General features: G+C 56.1%; 16 protein-coding genes. 4 read left to right on the plus strand and 12 right to left on the minus strand.

Going from position 1 to position 15,326, the window contains the following annotated elements; genetic code table 11:
- Positions 1-34 precede the first annotated feature (34 nt).
- Positions 35-1,237 carry a gamma-glutamyl-gamma-aminobutyrate hydrolase family protein gene (locus EDF78_RS19250; RefSeq protein WP_131693209.1) on the plus strand — a complete coding sequence of 401 codons (1,203 nt, stop codon included), beginning with the start codon at positions 35-37 and terminating at the stop codon, positions 1,235-1,237.
- Here the strand turns inward: EDF78_RS19250 and EDF78_RS19255 are convergent.
- The 9 genes from EDF78_RS19255 to EDF78_RS19295 all read right to left on the minus strand — a co-directional run bounded on the left by EDF78_RS19255 (position 1,223) and on the right by EDF78_RS19295 (position 8,907).
- Positions 1,223-1,642 (minus strand): PIN domain-containing protein, encoded by a 420-nt coding sequence (locus EDF78_RS19255; RefSeq protein ID WP_095922438.1) that lies wholly within the window; start codon positions 1,640-1,642, stop codon positions 1,223-1,225. The genes EDF78_RS19250 and EDF78_RS19255 overlap by 15 nt on opposite strands.
- On the minus strand, positions 1,642-1,875 hold the full coding sequence (gene vapB / locus EDF78_RS19260) for a type II toxin-antitoxin system VapB family antitoxin (RefSeq protein WP_095922437.1): 234 nt from the start codon (positions 1,873-1,875) through the stop codon (positions 1,642-1,644). Before vapB ends, EDF78_RS19255 begins: the two co-directional genes overlap by 1 nt.
- 209 nt (positions 1,876-2,084) lie before the next feature.
- Positions 2,085-3,005: a dihydrodipicolinate synthase family protein gene (locus EDF78_RS19265; RefSeq protein WP_095922436.1), complete on the minus strand. Its 921-nt coding sequence runs from the start codon at positions 3,003-3,005 to the stop codon at positions 2,085-2,087.
- A gap of 34 nt (positions 3,006-3,039) precedes the next feature.
- Positions 3,040-4,224 carry a Xaa-Pro peptidase family protein gene (locus EDF78_RS19270; protein ID WP_095922435.1) on the minus strand — a complete coding sequence of 395 codons (1,185 nt, stop codon included), beginning with the start codon at positions 4,222-4,224 and terminating at the stop codon, positions 3,040-3,042.
- Positions 4,221-5,318 (minus strand): mandelate racemase/muconate lactonizing enzyme family protein, encoded by a 1,098-nt coding sequence (locus tag EDF78_RS19275; RefSeq protein WP_133823693.1) that lies wholly within the window; start codon positions 5,316-5,318, stop codon positions 4,221-4,223. Before EDF78_RS19275 ends, EDF78_RS19270 begins: the two co-directional genes overlap by 4 nt.
- Positions 5,319-5,328: 10 nt before the next feature.
- Positions 5,329-6,492: a M20 family metallopeptidase gene (locus EDF78_RS19280; protein ID WP_133823694.1), complete on the minus strand. Its 1,164-nt coding sequence runs from the start codon at positions 6,490-6,492 to the stop codon at positions 5,329-5,331.
- 82 nt (positions 6,493-6,574) lie between these two features.
- Positions 6,575-7,318, minus strand: a complete 744-nt coding sequence (locus EDF78_RS19285) for an amino acid ABC transporter ATP-binding protein (RefSeq protein ID WP_095922432.1) — start codon at positions 7,316-7,318, stop codon at positions 6,575-6,577.
- Positions 7,319-7,328: 10 nt separating this feature from the next.
- Complete coding sequence (locus EDF78_RS19290; protein WP_095922431.1) at positions 7,329-8,042, minus strand: amino acid ABC transporter permease; 714 nt, start codon at positions 8,040-8,042, stop codon at positions 7,329-7,331.
- A 46-nt stretch (positions 8,043-8,088) separates the two neighbouring features.
- Positions 8,089-8,907, minus strand: coding sequence for an ABC transporter substrate-binding protein (locus EDF78_RS19295; protein WP_119822283.1), 819 nt, complete (start codon positions 8,905-8,907; stop codon positions 8,089-8,091).
- Between the two features lie 192 nt (positions 8,908-9,099).
- On the opposite strand from EDF78_RS19295, the gene EDF78_RS19300 reads away from it, so the two are divergent.
- The 3 genes from EDF78_RS19300 (at position 9,100) to nac (ending at position 12,087) form a co-directional block, all read left to right on the plus strand.
- Positions 9,100-9,999, plus strand: a complete 900-nt coding sequence (locus tag EDF78_RS19300; RefSeq protein ID WP_095922429.1) for a GntR family transcriptional regulator — start codon at positions 9,100-9,102, stop codon at positions 9,997-9,999.
- Positions 10,000-10,038: 39 nt separating this feature from the next.
- Positions 10,039-10,824: an SDR family oxidoreductase gene (locus EDF78_RS19305; protein WP_133823695.1), complete on the plus strand. Its 786-nt coding sequence runs from the start codon at positions 10,039-10,041 to the stop codon at positions 10,822-10,824.
- A 336-nt stretch (positions 10,825-11,160) separates the two neighbouring features.
- On the plus strand, positions 11,161-12,087 hold the full coding sequence (nac, locus tag EDF78_RS19310) for a nitrogen assimilation transcriptional regulator NAC (protein WP_095922427.1): 927 nt from the start codon (positions 11,161-11,163) through the stop codon (positions 12,085-12,087).
- A gap of 108 nt (positions 12,088-12,195) precedes the next feature.
- On the opposite strand, the gene EDF78_RS19315 is transcribed toward nac, so the two are convergent.
- From EDF78_RS19315 to EDF78_RS19325, 3 genes are all read right to left on the minus strand, one after another.
- On the minus strand, positions 12,196-12,531 hold the full coding sequence (locus EDF78_RS19315) for a phage holin family protein (protein WP_133823696.1): 336 nt from the start codon (positions 12,529-12,531) through the stop codon (positions 12,196-12,198).
- Between the two features lie 254 nt (positions 12,532-12,785).
- Positions 12,786-13,091 carry a CstA-like transporter-associated (seleno)protein gene (locus EDF78_RS19320; RefSeq protein WP_119822285.1) on the minus strand — a complete coding sequence of 102 codons (306 nt, stop codon included), beginning with the start codon at positions 13,089-13,091 and terminating at the stop codon, positions 12,786-12,788.
- The gene (locus tag EDF78_RS19325) at positions 13,084-15,150 is read right to left on the minus strand and encodes a carbon starvation CstA family protein (RefSeq protein ID WP_133823697.1); all 2,067 of its coding nucleotides are present in this window, start codon (positions 15,148-15,150) and stop codon (positions 13,084-13,086) included. Before EDF78_RS19325 ends, EDF78_RS19320 begins: the two co-directional genes overlap by 8 nt.
- Positions 15,151-15,326: the final 176 nt, after the last annotated feature.

Genomic DNA, 15,326 nt, shown 5'->3' on the forward strand with positions numbered 1-15,326 from the left:
CCTGAACTTTCCTTTTATATTTCAAGGTTGTCTTATGGCTTTTATTTTTGTTGCGCACGACACACCGGAACCGTCGCTGTATGGCGCGATGGCAGCAATACTGGCGGCACAAAAACATTTACCTCTGGCGCACCTGCCGGTGAGCTGGGACATTGCACGTTATCCGGATGCCTGTCAGCACGTCATCGGAGAAGGGCAACTGATGACCAGCGGACTGTTGTGGACGGAACGCCTGAACCCCCAAAGTGCGGGCAGGGTGATGGAGCTGGACGAGTTACTGGATACCTTTGGTACGCAGGATGTGGTGATCCCGCTTGGTCCGATGCAGATCATTCAGTTCACGCACATTGCGCGGCAGGTACGCGAAAATGCGTTTGATTACGAATTGATCAACGTGGAGCGTTCCAATCAGGGCTATGCGTTCAGCCGTCATGGTCAGATTGATGAAACGGCCGGATGCTGGTGGCGTGACCGCTACGGGCGCTGGATAAATCATAATACTCCGCCGCAAACCGGCACTTCGCTGCGTATTGCTCTGGTGGGCGCGCAGTCAGATCAATGCAGTGTGTATCCCGCCACGCTGGCGGCGCTGGGTGATGCGGCAGACGCACTCTCGCTGTCGCTGGATATCGTCTATGCCGCGCCGCTGGCGCTGGAAGAACATCTGCATGAAGTGATGGAAAACGTGGATGGCATTTTGCTGCCGGGTGGGGCGGCGATGTGTAACGTTGCCGGACAAATCTGTGCAGCGCATTACGCCCTGAACCGTAATATTCCCGTTCTCGGTCTGTGTCTGGGAATGCAAACCATGACCACCGCTCTCGTGCAAAAAATGCTGGGTTCCGAAAAAGCTAACCTGACGGAAGCCGACCCGGATGCGGAGATCAAAACCTTTATTCCGCTGGCCGATACGCCGACCTTTCCGGTGCATCGTCTGGGCAATCACCTGATGTATTCACGGGCAGGCAGCAGGCTGCATGACATTCTTGGCGGTGAATATCCCGTGCGTTATAACCACCGCTTTCACCTTGACCCCGGGCTGAAACCTGCGCTGGAAGAGTATGGCGTGCAGATCAGCGGAACAGACATCACCGGCAAGATTGCGGACGGTATCGAATACACCCGGCATCCGTTTTATCTCGGTGTGCAGGGGCATCCTGAGCTGTCGTCATTGCATGTAAAACCCCATCCGTTGCTGATGGCATTTTTAGAGACGGCGGGCTTACAGCGCCGTTAAGATCGGACCGACCCAGTTTTCTGTCAGCAGCCCGTCCACGCGGGCGAACTCGTGCAGGTTGTTGGTCACCATGACCATGCCTGCACTTCGCGCCTGTGCGGCGATATGCATGTCGTTTACGCCAATCAGGTTGCCGCACTTTTCGAGACAGGCACGGATGTGTCCGTAATGCGCGGCCGCTTTCTGGTCATAATCGATGATACGCAGATGGGAGACGAACTCCTCGACCGCCAGCTTGTTTTTGACAGGGCTGGCACTTTTCGCAATGCCATGCAGCAATTCCGCGTAGGTGATCATCGAGATGGCCAGCTGATCCGTGTGCTGGTTGAATTTTGCCAGCACACTCATCGGCCTGCGTTTCAGTATGTAAATAACAATATTGGTGTCCAGCAGATAGGTCAGCATTAAAACGTGTCCCTGTCAGACTGATCTTGTGATGCGCGATCTGCCATAAAGTCGTCAGTGACGCGCAGTTCACTGCCGAAAAAATTATCCCAGCTGTTATCGGCGGGGGTTAATACCAGTGAATTCCCTACTTTTCTTATCGTCACGATTTTTACCTCATCAGGAAAACGGCATTCTGCCGGAATACGTACGCTCTGCGTTCTGTTGTTTAAAAAGACGGTGCCTTTAGGCATGTCGATACTCCTCAGTGGTGTTATGTAAGCCAAAACTTCTGCTCAAATACTACTCGCCTGAAAAATATAGTGCAAAGGTATATACGTGGTGATGGGATGGCAAGAACAGAAAAAAAAGCATTATCCGTTTTGCGTGATGTCTCGAAAAAGGGGATGCAACAAAAGAAAATCCCCGCCTGCTCAGACGGGGATTGCCGCAAAAATGTGGATTACTTCAGGGTGACGCCGGAACGTGGATCGGCGGCCAGACGGCGAAGCTCCTGTTCCACCAGACCGATAACGTCCGGTTCCAGGTCAATCAGCGGTGCGCGTACATGGTGACCGTCAAACCCGCGCAGATTCATCGCTGCTTTCACCAGTTGCGGCTGGCCGAAACGGCGGGCAAGGGCACGGTACGGATACCAGAGACGGTGCAGTTCGCGGGCCGTATTGGCATCGCCGTTCTCCAGTGCGCGGTAGGTCGCCAGAATGATCTCCGGCAGCGCGCCGCTGTTGGTGGTGCTGATGCCGTCAAAACCACACATCATCGGCCCTAAAAATGCCAGATCGGAAGCGCAGAACAGACGCAGACGTCCGCCCAGACGGTTAGCAATCTGGTCGATAGCGGTCGGGTTCAGATCACCCTGTTTGATGCCGACCACGCCTTCGATATCGGCCAGTTGTTCCAGCACCACCGGCGGCAGCGTTATGCCGATACCCGGCGCGTTATACACCAGAATGCCGGTGCGCGATAACGGTGCCATCTGTTTGAAGAAGCTGATGATTTGCGCATCGGTCACTTCAGACACGAACGGAGGCGTAACCATTGGCAGGCCGCCCAGATCGCCCGCCAGTTGGGTTAAATCACGTACCACACGGGCGTCGGATCCGGCGCTGCACAGCATCACCGGCACACGGTCGCCGACCACTTCCATCACATGACGGAACAGTGTGGCGCGTTCGTCTGCGGTCATCGCCGGGAATTCACCGTAGGTGCCGCCAATCAAAATGCCGTCATAACCGAGGCCGATCACCCGCTCGATGTTGCGTGATAACCCGGCAAAATCAAACTCGCCACCTGCCGTAAAAGGCGTCACGGTAATGTTAAAAATCCCCTTCAGGCGTGCCTGACTTTCACTGATGTCTTTCATTTATTCGGTTCCCATCATCTTGTTAAAGGCAAAATCAAAGTAAGGTCAGCGGACGATCCACCGTGCCGAGGGCGCGATAGCCGCTTTCGGTGACCACGATGGTTTCGCTGACGCCGACGGTGAATTCACCGTAAATGCGCAGCGCAGGCGGGATATGGAAGGTCATTCCCGGTTGCAGTTCGGTGGTAATGCCGCTGTAAAGGCTGAGGATCGCGCCTTCGCCCCAGTCCGGTGCGAACGACACGCCAATCGAATAGCCGGTGCGTTTTTTGAAGTTATCGGTGTAGCCTGCGCGGTCGATGACGGCCTGACACGCCAGATGTGGCGCTTCACAGGTTGCCCCCGGCCGGATGGCATCGAGCGCAGCCTGCAAGGCTTCCTGACAGACTTTCTCCATTTCCAGCGCAATGGCAGGCGGTTTGCCGAGCCACGCCGAACGCATCAGGGCGGCGTGATAACGGTCGTGCGTGGCGGCCATTTCGAGGAAAATCGGGTCGCCGTCCAGAATTTTACGGCGACGCCATGTGCCATGCGGTACTCCGGTGCGCGGGCCGCTGGAGACCAGAGGTTCCATGCCCATGTATTCCGAACCGGCGGCAATGGCCGCGCCCATCATGGCGGAGACCAGGTCGTTTTCCGTGGCACCTGCGGCAATCGCCGCGCGGCCTGCCAGCATCCCCGCATCGACGTAACGGGCGGCGTGCGCCATTTTTTCCAGTTCCGCGTCCGATTTCACGGCGCGCAGTTGTTCGATCACCCCGGCCGCATCGTGGATAGTGCCGATTTCAGCCTGCAACGCTTCATACACGGCAATCGGCAGGAACCAGCCGCGCTTGTCGATACCAATCCGGCTTTTCATCCAGCCGCGCGCTTTGAGTACATCAAGCAGGAAATTCACCGGATTATCGCCGTCGGTATAAATAGCGGCGTCGCGGATAAAGGTGTTGGAGATGAAGTTAAAATATTCCAGCTGACGGATAACAAAAACCGGGTCGCCTTCCACCGGCAACACCAGCGTCTGGAAGGTGTAATAGCCGGGGGTTTGCTGGCCGGTCAGATAAAAGATGTTTTCCGGGCCGGTGATCACCATCACGTCCAGACCGGCGTTCACCAGTAACTGGCGCGCCTTGACCATGCGCTGCTGGTATTCGGCTTCACGAAATGCGGATTCTGCGCCGGGTACGACGCGGCCCAGATCGGGCAATGCTGTTGCTGTCATTGTTCAAACTCCTGAATAAATTCTGCCTGGGAAGGGGTAAAGCGGATGCCGAGCCCCGCGCCCGGCTGGCTGCTGAGTAACCCCTGATGATAGGTAAGGCCGTGAACCGGGTCGTTGCCCAGCCCGTCGGCACCGTAAAGTTCTGCATATGCGGGCTGGCAGGCACGGGCGACGTGCAGCGCAGCGGCGGTTGCGGCACCGCCTTCGTTCATCTGACCGATCATAAAAGGCACACCGGCAGCGTTGAGTCGTCGGGCGGCGTCAATCGTCGGCGCAATGCCGCCCATTTTGACCAGTTTGAGATGGGCCATGATCTTGCCGTTAAGCTGCAAAATACGGTCTAAATCCGCCTCGCTGCTCATGCTTTCATCGAGCATCAGCGGCACCGGGCTGGCGTCGGCAAGGGCCGGATAATAGTGCGCATTGGCATCGGACACCGGCTGTTCGAGATAACGCATGTCGAATTTCGCCAGCGCCGGTAAATGGCGGCGGGCGTCTTCCGGCTGCCACTGGCCGTTAGCGTCAGCAGACAAACTGATCTCATGCCCGAACCGGCGGCGCAGGGCACTGAGACGCGCTTCGTCTTCGGCAAATGAGGCCACGCCGACGCGCAGTTTGAGCTGGGTAAACCCGCGTTCCACGTAGGCGGTGGCCTGTTGCAGCATCTGATCCATCGGCGTCCAGAACAGCGTCTGGTTGGTGTGATAGCTGACCGTTTCGCTGTTTTCCGCCCCGGCCAGTTGCGCCACGCTGATGCCTTCCTGACGGGCGATGAGATCATGCAGCGCGATATCCAGCATCATCCGCGTCGGTGCCAGAAAATCCGCCAGCAGGTGCGGCAGAGTGAGCAGCAGCGTGCTGGCAGGCTGGCTGAGATCCAACTGATGCAGCGCCCGGATCACGTCACTCAATACCCGTTCGGCGGGGTAGCCATTGAGATAAGCGATGTTGATACGCACTTCGCCCAGTCCGTTGACGTTTTTGTCTTCAAGCAACAGATACAAGGTGTCCAGCCCCGGCACACTGCCGGAAGAGGCGGTGTAAAGTTGCAGATGCGGATAACGCAAATCGGCGCGATATAACGTAGCTTTCACCGGCTTCCCCTCAGCGTTTCAGCATTTTTAATGCGACATCGCAGTAAATTTTGCTGCCCGCCACGAATTCATCGATGGGGATAAATTCATCGGGTTTATGCGCAACGGCCAGAGAACCGGGGCCGATGATGATGCCTTTGGTACCGAGACTGCGGAAATGCACTAAGTCGCATCCTCCCTGAAAGCCGAACGGGCCGGGTTCCGGATTGCCTTGTGCGGCGCAGGCTTCCACGCCCGCCACCACAATCGGGTCATCGGAATCGGTTTCCGTCGCGCCGCCGGTGGTCGGCTTATAAGTGACGATTTCGCTGCGCACACCGAACTTGTCGTGCGCCAGTTGCAGTAAATCCTGAATTTCCTGTTTGACGGTGTCTTCGTCTTCGCCCGGCACCATGCGGCGGTCGAGCAGCAATTCGCAGGCACCCGGCAGCACGTTATCGGCATGGCCGCCGTTAATGCGGGTCACTGTCAGGCTGGCATTGCCGACCAGCGGATGGCAGCGGCAGCGCACGGTGTGCTGGTGCGTTTCTTCCACCAGCCCGAGCAATTTTGCCGCGCGGAAAATGGCGTTTTCGCCCAGTTCCGGCGTACCGGAATGCGCGGTAACACCGTGAACGCGAACCAGCGGACGTAAACTGCCTTTGTGTGCCGAATACGTGGTGTTAGACGTCGGTTCGCCGATCACCACGTAATCGATATGTGCCGGGGCTTCGCGGACGTAAAACTTCGCGCCTTCGCTGGCGACTTCTTCATCGGCGACGAAAATCGCCATCAGCGTGCCGCTCCAGTCATTCCGGTTGGCGGCGAGCCAGCGCATGGCTTCGATCATGGCGATCAGCGGGCCTTTGGCATCGCAGGCACCGCGGCCATATAACCTGCCATCGCGTTCGGTCAGGGTGAAGGGATCCTGCTGCCAGCCTTCACCGGCGGGAACGACGTCGATATGGGTGTTAAAGGCAAAGCACGGGCCGCTGCCGTTTTCCAGCCTGCCGATGACGTTGGTGCGTCCCGGCGCGTACTCGCTGAGCGTCATGTCGAAACCGATTTCACTGAGCATGGCGCTGATCAGTTCTGCCGCTTCGCGTTCGCGTCCCGGCGGGTTTTCGGTGTTAATCGCGACCAGTGCAGCCAGATCGCGTTTCATTCTGCTGATATCGGGCGATGAAAGGCTCATCGGTGTCTCCTGAAAACAGTGTTGTGGCAAAAGTCAGGCCCCTGGTGAGGGCGCAATAGGTGTCTGGTGGTGCTGAAAATGATCAATGTAAGATTTGATCTAAGAAACGTTGCGCCCGCAGGCTGACGTCGCCGCCGAAGAATTTTTCGCCGGTCGCGTTTTCGATAATCTCGCCGTTTTCCATAAAGACGATTTGGTTGGCGGCGCGTTTGGCGAAGCCCATTTCATGCGTCACCACAATGCTGGTCATGCCCTCGGCGCTGAGATCGGCCATCACATCCAGCACTTCGCGGATCATTTCCGGGTCGAGTGCCGAAGTGGGTTCATCAAACAGCATCAGTTTCGGTTTCATCGCCAGCGCACGGGCAATGGCGACGCGCTGCTGCTGGCCGCCGGAAAGCTCATCGGGGAACGCATCGGCTTTATCCGGAATACGCACTTTGCCGAGCAGTTCCAGCGCCTGCGCTTCGGCTTCGCTCCGGCTGACGCCCAGCACGGTCATCGGTGCCAGCATGATGTTTTCAGCAGCGGTCAGATGAGAAAACAGTTCGTAGTTCTGGAATACCATGCCGATATCCTGGCGCAATTTATGCGGTTCCATGCTGGCGTGGGTGATGTCCTGATTGCGGAAGAAAATCGATCCGCCCTGGATCGGTTCCAGCAAATTAATGCAGCGCAGCAGGGTGGATTTTCCTGAGCCGGACGGGCCGATCAGCACCACGGTTTCGCCCTGAACCACATTCAGGGAACAGTTTTTAAGCACGTGTTGTGCGCCAAAATGTTTATCGACGCCGATGATTTCCAGAACGGGTTTGGATTTACTCACGGGCTTCTCCTCAGTTTGGCGTGCTGCTGCGCAGCAGGCGTTCAGTCAGTGACAGCGCGGGTTTCTTGCGCTTTTTAGGATCCAGCGAGCGTTCCAGCCACGCCTGTCCGACCATGAAAATGGAGGTCAGCACCAGGTAGTAAATCCCGGCGGCGCACAGTGCTTCGAAATAGCGGAAGCTGGCGCTGGCGGTCTGGTTGGCGATCAGCAGCAGTTCCTGCACGGCAATCACTGACACCAGCGCACTGGATTTCAGCATGCTGATCATCTGATTCCCCATCGGCGGCAGCACAATCCGCGCCGCCTGTGGTAACACAATCTTGCGCATGATCTGGCTTTGGGTCATGCCGAGCGCCATCCCTGCGGTTCGCTGACCGCTGCGCACGGCCTGTAAACCGGAACGTAAAATCTCTGCCATATAGGCACCTTCATTTAATGAAAGCGCCATCACCGCACAGGTAAAGGCCGAGAAACGCAGGCCGAAAGTCGGCAGTACGTTGTAAACAAAAATAATCTGGAACAGCACCGGCGTACCGCGGAACAACCAGAGATAAAAGAACGCCAGTACGGAACCCGCCCGGAAGCGGGATTCCTGCAACAGGGCCAGAACCAGCCCTGCGATAATGCCGAAGAACAACGAGCACACCGTTAACAACAAGGTCATTAATGCGCCCTGAAAGAACGCCGGTGAGAACAGGTATTGCCAAACAAGATCAAGCGACATGAACTTTCCTCAACGTCAGGGCAACGCTTTTCTACACTTCAGGATGTCAGAAGATGGATACGGAAGCCGGGAACTGCCATTTGGTGATGAGTTTCTGGTAAGTGCCGTCTTTCACCAGATCCTGAAGGCCTTTTTCCAGCAGCGATTTCATTTCGGCATCGCCTTTACGCACCGCAAAACCGATATGGGTGTCAGCTTCAAACTCGTCACCGACGGCTTCGAAGGTGTCACCTTTTTCGCTCAGTAAGGCCACGGCACCCGGTGTGGACAGGAATTCCGCGTCAGCCCGTTTTTGAGCCACCGCCACGGCGGAATCCGTCGCGGCCGGGAAGGTCAGTACGGTCAGCGCCGGTTTTTTGGCATCCAGACATTTCTGGTTATCCGCCCGCGCCTGACTCTCTTCAATCCCGCCCAGCGTCACGGCAATGTTTTTGCCGCAGAGCGACAAATCGCGGCCGGTGATTTTTTCCGGATTGCCTTTCGCCACAATCACCCGGCTGCCGATTTTCAGATACGGCACAAAATCCACCTGTTCAGAGCGGGTCGGGTTGATGTACATCGCCGAGTTGATGATATCGAGGCGTTTCCCCTGTAACGCAGGGATCAGCCCTTTGAACTCCATCGACATCGGTTCCGGTTTCAGCGCCAGTGCTTTCGACAGGGCGGTGATCAGATCGATATCGAAACCGGTCAGCTTGCCGTCTTTGGTGAATTCAAACGGCATGAACGTGGCAGCAGTGCCGTACGTCAGCTGACCTTTGCTGACCAGTGCAGGCGCGGCGGCCTGGCTGAACAGCGGGGCACTCAGGCAAATAGCGGCCAGAGAGATGGCGGCATATCGACGCAAAAAAGCTTTTTTTGACATGACAGACTCCCGTTTCCCATGAGCAGGATTGCTCTTTGTGTCTCATTAAATACAATTAAATTTGTGAGTCAAGGCTCTTTTTTGGTGCATTAATTGCACGATTTGGGGGCTTTATAACCAGACTTCACCATCCTCAAGGCTTGTGATATTGTACAAACCTAAACAACAAATACTTTCAGGTACTGCAACTCCATGACCCAAACTACGACAGCCAGCGGAAGGCGTCTGGCAAACCAAATCCTTGACCTGATACGTGAAGCAAGATTTGAGCCAGGTCATCATCTCAGGGAACAACAACTGGCCGATATGCTCGGCGTTTCGCGCACGCCGGTACGTACTGCGCTGAAATTGCTGTGTGAATTGGGGATTATCGAAGCCCGGCGCAATCAGGGTTTTTTTCTGCTGAAAGCCTTTGATGAACTTCAGCGGATCAGCATCGATATTCCCGCCAGCAGCGATCAGGATTTGTATGAGCAACTGGTGAAGGATCGCATTGCCGGAAAGTTGCCGGATTCCCTGACCCAGACGGAAATCGCACAACGCTATGACGTCGATCGCGGGGTGCTGGCGCGGACATTGTTGCGGCTGGCGGAAGACGGTCTGATCGCCCGTAACAAGGGGCATGGCTGGTCGTTTTTACCGACGCTCAATACTGACGTGGCACTGAGTAACGGCTACGGTTTCCGTCTGATGATTGAGCCGGGCGCGCTGATGGCGGCAGGTTTTCACGCCGATAAAAGCGCACTGCGGCGTCTGCGGATGCAGCATATCTATCTGATTACTCACCCGGATATTCTGGCCGTGGATGGCCGTCAGATTTTCGAAACGGACGCCACCTTCCACGAGCTGCTGGCGGAATTCAGCGGCAATATTTTCGTTTTACAGGCGATCCAGCAGCAAAACCGGCTGCGCCGCCTGCTGGAATTCGGCAGTTACACCAATAAACAACGCGTGCGCGAATGGTGCGAGGAACATGTCGCGATCATCGACGCCGTGCTGGAAGGGCGGATGGAGGCGGCGGCGGAGATGATGCGCAGTCACCTGCAATCGGCTTATCAGATGGTGCTCAACAAAGTCAGCAAGGTTGGGTGATCCGCTGTTTTTGTCATACGTAAACCAGAGGAAAAAGTGATGGATTTTGGTATTCAGGGCCGCGTGGCGCTGGTCAGTGGTGCGGGCGGCGGCTTAGGCCGTGCGATGGCCATTGCCCTGGCGGGCGAAGGCGTTCAGGTGGCGGTCTGCGGGCGTACGCTGAGTGCGTTGCAGGAGACGGTCAGCCTGATTAAAAAGCAGGGCGGCACCGCGCAGGCGTGGGTGCTGGATCTGACGGCACCGGAAAGCTTCGATGACGTGCTGATGCAGATCCGCCGCACACTGGGTCCGGTCGGGATCCTGGTTAACAACTCCGGCGGGCCGCCGCCGACCAAAGCCGCAGGTGTCGCGCCGGAAGCCTGGCAGACGCAATTTTCAACCATGGTCAGTTCGCTGATCCAGCTCACCGATAAAGTGCTGCCGGATATGCACAACGCGGGCTGGGGGCGGATCATTACCAGTACTTCGTCCGGCGTTATTGCCCCGATTGCCAGTCTCGGGATGTCGAATACGCTGCGCATGGCGCTGGTCGGCTGGTCAAAAACACTGGCTTCTGAAGTCGCGGACGACGGCATTACGGTTAACGTCATGGTGCCGGGACGCATTTCTACTCAGCGTTTGGGGCAGCTTGATGCCGCCCGCGCCGGGCGTGAAGGCACGTCGGTGGAAGACGTTGCGGCGAAAAGTGCCGCCAGCATTCCGGCCAGACGTTACGGAAAACCGGAAGAGTATGGCGCGGTGGCGGCGTTTCTCGCCAGCCAGCAGGCTTCGTATATGACCGGTTCAGTGATCCGCGTGGATGGCGGCATGATCCCGTCAATATAAGCACTTCATCTGAGCGTGATGTCACGGCAGCGTGGCGTGACATCACAGATATTAACCCTGCTAATTTATAAGTCTGCTCCATAAGAATGCATTATGTTGGTGCACTCTTGTGATGCAGAGCCTTACATTCGGCTTAATTTTTTCTGGTCTTCCCGGTTTTTCTTCCCCTCCCGTAATCGTTTTCTCTTATATCTTGCGATGTTAGCCCCGGCGACGGGCGTTTTTCCGCTGTGCGCCGGAGATTGGCGTAAATCTTGCTTTTATCAGTCACGCTTATTATTCACACCAATAACGACAGCCCGGGGTAAACCCTTTTCGCGCAAGATGGAGACCGAGATGAATCTCAGACGTCTGAAGTACTTTGTGAAAATCGTCGATATCGGCAGCCTGACGCAGGCCGCTGATGTTCTGCACATCGCCCAACCGGCATTAAGTCAGCAACTGGCGACACTGGAAGGGGAATTGCAGCAACAATTGCTGATTCGCACCAAGCGCGGCGTCACTCCCACCGAAGCCGGTAATATTCTTTATTCCCATGCGCAGGCGATTTTACGCCAGTGCGACCAGATCCACAGCGCGGTCAACAACGCCGGTCAGTCCCTGAGCGGGCAGGTTTCAGTCGGTCTCGCGCCGGGAACGGCGGCTTCTCAGCTGGCGCTGCCGTTATTACAGGAAGTCCGCAAGCAGCATCCGGGTATTCTGTTGTATCTCAACGAGAATTTCGGCACCGCGCTGGGCGATTTAGTGCTCAACGGGCGCATGGATATGGCCGTGTTTTACGCCACCCATACCGCGACCGGGCTGAGCAGTCAGCCGCTGATGAAAGAAGATTTGTATCTGGTCGGAGCGCATTCCGTGCCGAATCCGGGGAAATATGTCGAACTCAGTGATGTGGCGAGACTTAACCTGTTTATGCCGCGTTCGCACAATGTCATGCGCCGTCTGGTGGATGATGCCATGGCGGTGCGCCGTTTAAGCGCCAATATTATTGGTGAAATTGAATCCTCCGCCACGCTGACGGCTGTTGTCGCCAGCGGGCTGGGGTCGACTATCCTGCCGGAGTCTGCCGCCCGTGCCATGACCGGCCCGGCGAAAGCCTGGATGTCCTGCATCAGCAGCCCGTCGATACAGGTGCCGCTTTCACTTTGCGTGTCAGAAACGCTGGCGTTATCGCAGGAAGCGATGGCCGTGAAGAAGATCCTGCTGTCACTGGTCTTCGAACAAACCGCGCCGGTGCTGGAACCGATGCTGGTGGCAAGTTAAGCGGGGCGTAACCTGTCAGCTACCAGAACAGGCAAAAAAATCCCCGGCGTATGCAGGTTGCCGGGGAAGAAGTGGAAGAAGTGGAAGAAGTGGAAGAAGTGAATGTGCTTATTTGGGCACCGGATTGTAGTTATCGATATAACCCGCGATTTTCTTGCCCACCAGCGTGAGCAGCGGACCGGCAAACACGCCTCCTAAACCGGCGACGATCATTAACCGGTCATCGCTTGCATCCCGCGAAAGAACAAAAATACTCACCAGCATCCCGGTGAAACAAGAAACGACAATTTGCAGAAGACAGGCTTTCAACTCTTCAATAAACGGCTTACGTGTTCTCAGCATGATATAGCGGACCAATCCGCCCCACGCCGACATCCCGACAATAGCAAGTACGATACCGTGCTCCATTAATACGATATCCCGGGCTTGTGCTGCACCAATCATGACCTTTTCCTCAGAAGTTAAAATTAAACCGATATAAAACGAATGCGGTCAAATTAGCAGCAGAGGCGTTCGGGCGAAAATCACAAGGCAACACATTTCAATGTGAGGTTTTGAGGCGGTTATCACAGGGGATGTAAAAATATAAATGAGCTCACGGAACAATGGAATACAGGGCGAAGGAGATTCCTGCGGGCAGCCTTCCCCTGTTGAAAGGGGAAGGTCCATGTTCTTTTATTGTGCCGAAGGATACTCACTCAGCACGGACATTTCCCCATTTTCCCGCCTTCGCTCGGGAACCTCGCTTCCAGACATCGCCGGTGGAATTCGCGCTCGGTCATGGGTTGCATTTCCGGGTGCCGGACCTGCATATGCCGGACATAATTCTGATAATCCTGCACACCGACCATCAGGCGGAAACTTTGCGCGGTGCGTTTGATCGCCAGTTTCAGCCAGTCGGTGACATTGTGCGGTTTCGGCTGCACGGTGAATAAAGGCTGGCAGCGGATAATGTGCAGCGCAGCAGGCCGCGATATTTTGAATAACGCGCGGGACTCAGACATGGCGGGCCTCGCGACGTTGTACGATGGCGGTTTCATGCACTGTCGGGGTGTCGGATTGCAGCGCGCGGCGGATAACGAAGAACGCTGAAATCAGCATAGTGACCGCCACCAGCATGAAGAAGCCGCACAGGATGGCGTTGATCTGATTGTTCAGCACGATGGTATGCATGTCTGCCAGCGTTTTGGCCGGTTTGATGAGTTCGCCACTGTCGATCCCGGCATTGAATTTCTTCGCCTGCGCGAGGAAGCCAATTGACGGTTTTTCATGGAAAATCTTCTGCCAGCCCGCTGTCATGGAGGTGATAAACAGCCAGACGGTCGGCAAAATAGTCACCCACGCATAACGCTGTTTTTTCATTTTGAACAGCACGACGGTCCCCAGGATCAGCGCCATCGACGCCAGCATCTGGTTACCGATACCAAACAGTGGCCACAGGGTATTGATGCCGCCCAGCGGATCGACCACGCCCTGATATACGAAGAAGCCCCAGCCTGCGACGGCGACGGTCGTACCGGCGAAGGTGCCTATCCAGGAACGGTTATTGGCCAGAGAAGGGACGGCGACGCCCACCAGATCCTGCACCATAAAGCGGCAGGCGCGGGTGCCGGCATCCACGGCGGTCAGAATAAATAAGGCTTCAAACAGGATGGCGAAGTGATACCAGAAAGCCATCATCGCGCGGCTGTTGAACACCTCGGTAATAATGTGCGCCATCCCGACGGCGAAGGTCGGTGCGCCACCGGCACGGGAAAGTACCGACTGTTCGCCCACATCTTTGGCGATCTGGGTCAGGATTTCCGGTGTGATGACAAAGCCCCAGCCGTTGATCACCTGCGAGGCACTTTCCACCGTGGTGCCGATCAGGGCTGCCGGTGAGTTCATGGCAAAATACACACCCGGGTCGATAACGGACGCACAAATCAGCGCCATGATCGCCACGAAGGATTCCATCAACATCGCGCCGTAACCGATAAAGCGGATGTGACTTTCGCGCTCAACCAGTTTTGGCGTGGTGCCGCTGGACACCAGCGCATGGAAACCCGAAATCGAGCCGCAGGCGATGGTGATAAACAGGAACGGGAACAGGCTGCCGGAGAACACCGGGCCGCTGCCATCAATAAAGCGGGAGACGGCGGGCATTTTCATTTCCGGCATCGCGAAGACGATACCGACCGCCAGACCGGCGATCACGCCAATTTTCAGGAATGTCGACAGGTAATCGCGCGGCGCCAGCAGCAGCCAGACCGGTAAAACGGAGGCGATAAAGCCGTAGATCACCAGCACCCAGGTCAGCGTGGTGCCGTGCAGGGTAAAGAATGGCCCCCAGTAAGGATCGGCGGCGACATTGCCGCCATATACGATGGCCAGCATCATCAGCACAAAGCCAATCACCGACACTTCTGCGATTTTCCCCGGACGGAGGAAACGCATATAGATGCCCATAAACAGGGCAATCGGAATGGTGGCGGCAATGGTGAACAGACCCCACGGGCTGTCAGCCAGCGCCTTGACCACCACTAAGGCCAGCGCGGAAAGAATGATGATCATCACACCGAGCGCGCCGAGCATGGTCACGACGCCAGCGAAATGACCCAGTTCCTGTTTCGCCATTTCACCCAGAGAGCGGCCATCGCGACGGGTGGAAATGAACAGGATCAGGAAATCCTGTACCGCGCCCGCCAGCATCACGCCGACTAAAATCCAGATGGTGCCCGGCAGAAAGCCCATCTGAGCCGCCAGGATCGGGCCGACCAGCGGGCCTGCGCCTGCGATTGCCGCAAAGTGGTGACCGAATAACACCCATTTGTTGGTTGGCACGTAATCCAGCCCGTCATTATGACGTTCGGCGGGCGTCATGCGTTTGTCATCGAGTTCAAAGACTTTTTCAGCGATGAACAGACTGTAGAAACGGTAGGCAATGCTGTAACAGGCAATGGCGGCGACCACCAGCCAGAGGGCATTAACGTGTTCGCCACGGCTCAGGGCCAGCATTCCAAAGGCAAAAGCCCCGATTAACGCCACCACCAGCCAGGTAATCCCGGACTTGACGCTTTTCATGATGTACAACTCCTTGTGAGTGGTCCTGCTCAGGCAGGCCACTTTTTATGTAGAGAGTGTGAGGTAGAGGTAAGGGTCGGCGCAGCCGTCATAACGTTGCACCTATGTTAAATTACTGTTTAAAAATAATGTTTTTGAACAAAAAAGTATGAAGTTAAAGATGAATCTGTGATGGG

Source organism: Rahnella sp. BIGb0236, assembly GCF_004364755.1.
Taxonomy (GTDB): Bacteria; Pseudomonadota; Gammaproteobacteria; order Enterobacterales; family Enterobacteriaceae; genus Rahnella; species Rahnella victoriana.

Coding starts and splice junctions, on each gene's coding strand:
- EDF78_RS19250 (WP_131693209.1), top strand. CDS start 35: ATGGCTTTTATTTTTGTTGCGCACGACACACCGGAACCGTCGCTGTAT.
- EDF78_RS19255 (WP_095922438.1), bottom strand. CDS start 1,642: ATGCTGACCTATCTGCTGGACACCAATATTGTTATTTACATACTGAAA.
- vapB (WP_095922437.1), bottom strand. CDS start 1,875: ATGCCTAAAGGCACCGTCTTTTTAAACAACAGAACGCAGAGCGTACGT.
- EDF78_RS19265 (WP_095922436.1), bottom strand. CDS start 3,005: ATGAAAGACATCAGTGAAAGTCAGGCACGCCTGAAGGGGATTTTTAAC.
- EDF78_RS19270 (WP_095922435.1), bottom strand. CDS start 4,224: ATGACAGCAACAGCATTGCCCGATCTGGGCCGCGTCGTACCCGGCGCA.
- EDF78_RS19280 (WP_133823694.1), bottom strand. CDS start 6,492: ATGAGCCTTTCATCGCCCGATATCAGCAGAATGAAACGCGATCTGGCT.
- EDF78_RS19290 (WP_095922431.1), bottom strand. CDS start 8,042: ATGTCGCTTGATCTTGTTTGGCAATACCTGTTCTCACCGGCGTTCTTT.
- EDF78_RS19295 (WP_119822283.1), bottom strand. CDS start 8,907: ATGTCAAAAAAAGCTTTTTTGCGTCGATATGCCGCCATCTCTCTGGCC.
- EDF78_RS19300 (WP_095922429.1), top strand. CDS start 9,100: ATGACCCAAACTACGACAGCCAGCGGAAGGCGTCTGGCAAACCAAATC.
- EDF78_RS19305 (WP_133823695.1), top strand. CDS start 10,039: ATGGATTTTGGTATTCAGGGCCGCGTGGCGCTGGTCAGTGGTGCGGGC.
- nac (WP_095922427.1), top strand. CDS start 11,161: ATGAATCTCAGACGTCTGAAGTACTTTGTGAAAATCGTCGATATCGGC.
- EDF78_RS19315 (WP_133823696.1), bottom strand. CDS start 12,531: ATGATTGGTGCAGCACAAGCCCGGGATATCGTATTAATGGAGCACGGT.
- EDF78_RS19320 (WP_119822285.1), bottom strand. CDS start 13,091: ATGTCTGAGTCCCGCGCGTTATTCAAAATATCGCGGCCTGCTGCGCTG.
- EDF78_RS19325 (WP_133823697.1), bottom strand. CDS start 15,150: ATGAAAAGCGTCAAGTCCGGGATTACCTGGCTGGTGGTGGCGTTAATC.